This window comes from Chitinophaga sp. (assembly GCF_036566945.1).
Lineage (GTDB): Bacteria > Bacteroidota > Bacteroidia > Chitinophagales > Chitinophagaceae > Chitinophaga.
Genome location: NZ_DATCVJ010001066.1, coordinates 1 through 6,945, shown reverse-complemented (window position 1 = coordinate 6,945; position 6,945 = coordinate 1). Strand labels below are relative to the sequence as shown.

The window sequence follows — 6,945 nt, the reverse complement described above, 5'->3', positions numbered from 1 at the left end:
GTCGTTACCGTTGATGATAAAGTTGAGTTCTCCTTCCCAGTTCTGGAACAAATCGTTGTAGGAAAACAGTCTGCTATCTACGCGGTTATCCGGGACATATTCGCCGGTACGTTTTTTAGAGAGCCACATATCTCCTTTGCTGAGGCCATTTTCACCGGGTTCTATGTTTACATAGTCGGGGCGGGTGGCGGCCCAGTAGTAGCAGGCGCATTCCCGGTAATCGTTTTGCCAGGGAGCGCATAAGCTTTGTGTGAGGTCTCCCGGACGGACCATGAAATCGTTGATAGCAGCGCCTTGATGCTGGAAAATTACATTTACCGTGAAGGAAAAAAGAGGGAATTGGTTAGTGTCCTTCAATTGATCTTCGGTGACTAATACCGGCAGTTCGGCTTCGCCGGATGTAAATTGCAGCTTAACGCTCTGGCCTCCTTTCACACCTATGGACGCCAGCAAATTGGACCATTCCATAAAAGCGGCGCCATTGGGATTATCTTTTGTGGAGAGTGGTACATTGTCGCCACCGGGAAATACGGGACCTTCTCCCATCACCATCGTAGGTTTACCATTGATACCTACTATACGCCGACCTGTTAACTGCTGGTTGCTCGCATCTGCCAGCACATAGTTATCATTTTCACTGACGGTGAGATTTACGAAGATGCCGCGCCAGAAGTTTCTGAAATCTGATTCCAGGCCGGGGAAGCAATTGGAAATAGCTGCCCTTGCCAATACGCTGTAAGGATTACCTGCCGCGCGATAATGTATTTGTGCCAGCAGATCATTGGCATTAATGGTGCCTGGACTGGGAGGGTTGGGCGGAGTGCTGTCTGCGCTATTATCCTCGAACATCGCATTGGCGGCGGCCTTTATCACCGTGTTGATCATGCGATAGGTGAGTGTAAGTCCACGGCCATCGGCGCCACGCATCATTCCTGGCATTTTACGCCGTTCTTTGTCAGACAGGTCACCGATTTTATCGGGGCGGCGCAGCGCATCTGCAAACCACGCGGCCATACCGGTACTCAACCCGTTGAATACCCTTTCATGCAGTGCCTGCAGCGCGAGGTTATCCACGATGGAACTGGCCATGATAGGTTCGTACAGTCTGCCGAAATCATTGGTATCCTGGCGGGCCATGGTGCTGGCCACATTCCACCTGCCATTGATAGGATTACCGTTCATGACATTGGTATTCATGAGCGCAATAGATTCAAAGGCGCGGCGCACAATGTCTTCCGCTTCTTCAATAGCTACTTCGTCATCCCTGTCTGTACCAAGGAGGAGCTGCTCCAGTTCATCAGAAATAGCCCGGATAGGTAATATGTCCGGAGCAAAGGCCGGAGGACCTGCACAAATAAGCGCCGTGGCGGATAATCCGACGGCCGCTGCATTGTCAATGAACAGCATGACATTACCATCGCATTCATCATCTACATATCCCCAGCTTTTCTGGCTATCATCTTTACCGGCATAGCCGGCAAAGATCTGCGCAGGCATGGTATATTTTGGGTTAAATTCGGCCGACTCGCTGTAACCAACCCACGACTTATCGGGATTATACAACAGTTGGGCATCGCTGGTAATATTGGGATCCGGGGTAGCGGGCAGTCCGTCATCAGCTTTGATGCTATAGCGGGAAGCGCCATACACCTTTCCTGGCCCCGGTGTGAAACGGAACCGGAGTCCCGGAAAATCGGTAGAAGGTCTGATAAACTGTGCCGTGCCAAGTGCCAGGGTTTTATCGGAGATAAAATTGTTGCATTTCCCCAGTAATGGTCTGGGAGCAAAATCATTTTTAATCGTCTCCTGGGCGAAAATGGTATCATTGGGATCGTTTGTTCTGCGGTGGATTTTATTGTTACCCAGGGAGATCGTCCATTGGACTTCCGATAACTGAAATCCGGCTTCATTGAGTGCGGCCTCTGTCAGCGGTACCAATACGTCCGGTGTATCCTGCCAAATGATAAATGCTTCCAGGAAAGGAGCTACCGGACGAATTTTACCAGTAGTATCTGTGGTGCTTTGCGCATCTTTAAAAATAATTTCTGTAGGTGTATTTACGCTGAGCGTATTTGTATTACGGTCAATGTAAAAGGTGGGCTGCGGTACAATTTTGCGGAAGCCCAATGGTTTGTCTGCATCTATTTCAAGATCATAAGCGGCTACCGGAGTGGTGGATGAACCCAGTCTCGCTATGGCAAAAGGAGGCAGTATACGTAGTTCTTGAATGATTCTCATAGTCAGTATTTTGAGGAAGGTTATCAGGCGTTTACGGAAAGCATCTCATTAATGATCTGTTGTAATTTTTTGTCTGCTTCGAGCAACCCATTGAGGTAACGATGATTTTTAGTGGGCGTAGCGGCTACCAGGTCGTTTATGATCTGAGCCGATGCCTGTATCAGGTCCGCATGGGTGCGCCATCTGTTCAGTTCACCCGTCGGCAATGCCAGCGTGTACGGAACGAGGAATGGTGGTCCTGCATATTTGTTGCCGGTGCCCATTTTCAGTGGCAGTTGTACCATTGCGGAGGCGATGGCACGCAGGTTATACATTTCACCAAAGGTGGAGTTAATGATCAGTCCCCTCGGTGTCATGTCGCCAGCGCAGTTTAATCCATCTTCCAATACAAAACTATGCGTGAGGAAATTTAACAACATCCGGTAGCGGAGATTAAAGAGATGGCCCCAGCCCTGTGCTTCAGGGTTGGTGATTTCATCTCTCTCTTCGTCGGTAGTTTGTCCTTCCGAAGGATCACTGCTTCCATCGCTGACGTCAGAAGAAATGTAAGGGTTCACCGCTACATTTCTGGCAGGAGTCCAGGCCGTGCCAACTTCTGCGATCATCGCTTTCATTTCTGTATATATGTTCAGGAACCGGGTAAAGTGAGAAGGGTCGTCCTTTGTTTCCACGGTATTATCTTCTCCCTGTTCCGCAATGGCATTGAGGGCATTGAAGGCATCATCTCTGCTGGCCAGTGGCATTACCAATACATTTGGACTGCCTGCCGGGCTTCCTCCCTGGGTATTGCCACGTTGACCACCGGCATACCCGCGACCCCACTCATCGAATTTGGCCTGGAAAGGGTAGGTGTCTGCCTGGAATATTTCATCGCCAATCACGCTGGGGTCCTGTATCAGTTGCAGCAGTACCTGAAATAAGGCACCTACGTTGTGAGGGTTGTGCACATCCTGCGTCACCAGGCTTGTGATCTCTTTGGCCAGCGGATCTGGGCCATTGAGCCAGGAAGAAGGTGCTTCTGCATATACGTATTTAGCGAGGGAGTTGAGCGTTAGCGGCTCCAGTTTGAACGGAAAAGGATAAAAAGGCGTATCCCAGGGATAATCCTGTCTTTCGAAATGTAAAGGAGCGCCAAGTAGCTTCAGCACATTCTGTACCGATACAAAATGGCCCATTTCTTCTTTGGCGATGCCCAGGATTACTTCCTGCCAGGAGCTGATTTGTTCCCGGTATTTTGTCGGTTGCTCCGGCACCTGTGGGCCACCTAAACTATAGGCTGCATACAGGTATTGCAGCATGAGCCCATGTTCAATTTCCGCATCTATATGCAGTAGAAAGGTGACATAGTCTTTCCCGTTGAACTCCGGGGGAACGATAATTTTCTGATCGTCCGAGATGACCGCTTCTGTTAAAAATGTTTGGAGTCCTTCCTTTCCGCCAACGATGGCGGCTTGTCTGGTGATTTCTGACCGGCGTTGTTCAACTTGTGCTCTTTGAAAAATAGGGCCAAGAAAACGTTGGTAGTTACTTTGCATAACTGAAAGCTGATTAAGTGGTTATAATGAGTGAGTGGAAAATATTACTGGTAGTCATTTAGGAGCACGAAAGGGCATTCATGTAAATTATTTTGAGTGGTTATTTTGAGTTGTCTTTCTGATTATTGGGATAAATAAAATACGTTCATTTTTGCGACCTGGCAAAATTAATTTAATCGCGCGGTGGGACAGGGGTTTAGCCTCATCCTACCCACCCCCTGATGCTATCCAAACCGCAGTGTGTTTAATTTCTATTTACAATTGTTTAAATTCTATTCACAGGTTACTGTCGAATTAAGTACTAATTTCTATCCTGTATTCAACCAGCACTGAACCCGCGCCATTGATCACTCCCGGTATTGAGCATTTAATCATGAAAGCCCGCAGATCCCCTTTTCTTTTATAACCAAAAAAAACAGACGTATGAAGAACACGTTGTTTGCCTCTGCCTTAATTGTGCTGGGCATACTTTCCGGATGCACCAGGAAAAGTAATCCTGGTAGCGAATTGCAGCCTATCCCTGCTAAAAATCAAAAGTTACAGGTACTGGTAACCCCACCCACTACCTGGCAGGAACATTGGTTTGAGCATGTACAATTGCTCAACCGCGTTTTTTATGATACCAGCGTAGCCGTGTACTACGACAATGATGTCAACAGCAGCATCACCTGGCCTTCTACCTACCTGGCGCAGGTATGGAACTACACCAAAAGTACGTATGGTACATTCGGGGACGACTCCCGGCTTTTTGTCATCCTGCATGCCGGCAAATATTCCGGTGGCCATCCTTCTACTTATATGGATGCCAGTCACGATTACCGGAACGTGATTGATGTAGGCTCTTCCGATCCCAACGCCTGGATCAGTGGCACCGGCAACGATATTGACCTCACCACACATGAGGTAGGACATATCGTGGAAGGCGCTTCCAAAGGCGTACATAATTCGCCGGCATTTGGTATATGGCACGACAGCAAATGGATGGAAATTTATCAGTATGATGTATACCAGGCGCTGGGCCGCAGCAGCGATGTTACCCGCTGGTATAATATGAAAATTACACAAACAGATACCTATCCGCGTGCCGGCACTTATTGGTTCCGTGACTGGTTCTATCCCATTTATCAAAATTATGGCGGGGCTACTGCCTTGAATAAATTCTTTGTATTGCTGGCGCAGCATTTCCCTAAAACCACTTTCAACAATGGCATCACCACTTATCCCGAATATACCAGGGGAATGAATTTCGGAGAGTTCGTTCATTTCTGGAGCGGGGCCGCCAATGCGGATTTGAAGCAGCTGGCAATAAATGCTTTCGGTAGTAAAGATGAACAGGGCAACGATTGGACGGCGCAACTCAAACAGGCGAAAACAGATTTCTCCGGCATTACCTATCCTTCCAATGATATCACCAGTCAGGGAACGATTACGGTGAGCAAGGAAAATGCAGGTGGCGCCTCCGCTACAGAAGGGTCTTTAAAACTGACGGATAATGTATACGGCAGCAAGTTTTTTGTGGGCGCTGTACCTGCGACTTTCAACATGCAACTGCAGTTTGCGGCGTCACAAACGGTGAAGTCGTATACCCTTACTTCCGGCAATGATGCGGCAGACCGTGATCCCAAAAACTGGCAGCTGAAAGGGTCGGCGAATGGCACTACCTGGACCGTGCTGGATACGCAAACTAATCAGACGTTTGCCGCAAGAAATCAAACCAGGCAGTTTAATATCTCCAATACTACCGGGTATAAATATTATGCGGTGTATGTGACTGCCACGAATGGGAGCGTGGATTTTCAACTGAGTGAATGGCGGGTGCTGAAATGATAGAATAAGCAGGTGTACTGATCATCGGTGCACCTGTTTACTATTCTTCAAACCGCTTCAGGATCTCTTCCAGCTGTTGCTTACTCAAGTCCATATTCAGTCCTTTGGTATCGAGTATATTTCTTTCCCTTAACTCTTTCAGCGTACGATTAAAACTTCTGACCGATATCCCCAGGTAGGCCGCCATATCTTTTTTAGCCAGCAGCAACTGTTGATCTGCTTCGAGTGTCAGCAAGCGTAGTAGGGCATATTCTACCGGATATAATTGCTGGTAAGATGCCCGGACACAGGTTTGCAGCAGCCGTTTGGCCAGTTCCTGTATGAGCAGTTTGTTGAACGCAGGATTGTCTGACACCAGGGAGGAGAATAGCGCCTGGGGAATGGCATATACCGTTACCGGCGTGATGGCTTCTATATTGCACAAACATTTCCCTTCGTTGATGGCTTCCAGTTCTCCGGTGACTTCTCCTTTACCGAGAAATTCAAAAATATAGTCCTTCCCGTTATCTTCGGTGATGTAGCTTTTGGTGATGCCATCAATAATGATGTATACGTGGTGGATCACGTCTCCCTGCCGGATCAGGCGGGCGCCGGGGGCAAAAGATTTCGAGGTCACTGCGGAGCTATTGGCAGTGTATTGTTCCATGAAAGCTAAAAAAGCCTGATTCGTTCGTAACATACTATTTGGGTATTGGGACAAATGTCCCGTTTAATTCAGTGGTGTGCTTTATTTTTGCATTCGTAAAATGTAAAAGTAGCAATGATCAATCATATTAGCGTAATAGCCTTCGATGCGGACGACACCCTGTGGGTGAATGAGCCTTATTTCCAGGAAACAGAAGCCCGCTTCTGCAGCTTGCTGGAAGACTATCTGCCACATCATACCGTGTCGCAGGAATTGTTTAAAACAGAGATGGCCAATTTGTCGTTGTACGGCTATGGCATTAAGTCGTTCATGCTATGCATGATAGAAACCATCTTGCGGGTATCTGAAAACACGGCGCCTCCGGAAGCTATACAAAAGGTAATTCAATACGGACAGGAGATGCTGAATAAGCCCATTGAATTGCTCGATGGAATAGAAGGCGTGTTGAAGGAGTTATCCGGTAAATACCGGCTGGTAGTGGCTACCAAGGGCGACCTGCTGGACCAGGAACGGAAGTTGAAGAAGTCAGGACTGGAGCATTATTTCCATCATATCGAAATTATGAGCGACAAAAAGGAGAGTGACTATACGAAGTTGCTGAAGCACCTGGATTGTCGCCCGGAAGAGTTCCTGATGATAGGCAACTCCCTGAAGTCGGATGTGATGCCGGTGCTGGCAATCGGGGGCCACGCGGTGCAT

Annotated in this window: 5 protein-coding genes; 2 read left to right on the top strand and 3 right to left on the bottom strand. The window is 48.0% G+C overall.

Annotation, left to right across the window (positions count from 1 at the left end):
* The coding region (locus VIP81_RS32210) for a hypothetical protein (protein ID WP_331971922.1) at positions 1-2,238 on the bottom strand (2,238 nt) is incomplete at its 3' end.
* A gap of 23 nt (positions 2,239-2,261) precedes the next feature.
* Complete coding sequence (locus VIP81_RS32205) at positions 2,262-3,773, bottom strand: ferritin-like protein (RefSeq protein WP_331971919.1); 1,512 nt, start codon at positions 3,771-3,773, stop codon at positions 2,262-2,264.
* Positions 3,774-4,196: 423 nt separating this feature from the next.
* Between VIP81_RS32205 and VIP81_RS32200 the strand changes: the two genes are divergently transcribed.
* Positions 4,197-5,600 carry a hypothetical protein gene (locus tag VIP81_RS32200; RefSeq protein ID WP_331971916.1) on the top strand — a complete coding sequence of 468 codons (1,404 nt, stop codon included), beginning with the start codon at positions 4,197-4,199 and terminating at the stop codon, positions 5,598-5,600.
* A 40-nt stretch (positions 5,601-5,640) separates the two neighbouring features.
* On the opposite strand, the gene VIP81_RS32195 is transcribed toward VIP81_RS32200, so the two are convergent.
* Positions 5,641-6,279, bottom strand: a complete 639-nt coding sequence (locus tag VIP81_RS32195; protein WP_331971913.1) for a Crp/Fnr family transcriptional regulator — start codon at positions 6,277-6,279, stop codon at positions 5,641-5,643.
* Positions 6,280-6,360: 81 nt separating this feature from the next.
* Between VIP81_RS32195 and VIP81_RS32190 the strand changes: the two genes are divergently transcribed.
* A partial coding sequence (locus tag VIP81_RS32190; RefSeq protein WP_331971910.1) for an HAD family hydrolase occupies positions 6,361-6,945 on the top strand: 585 nt, incomplete at its 3' end.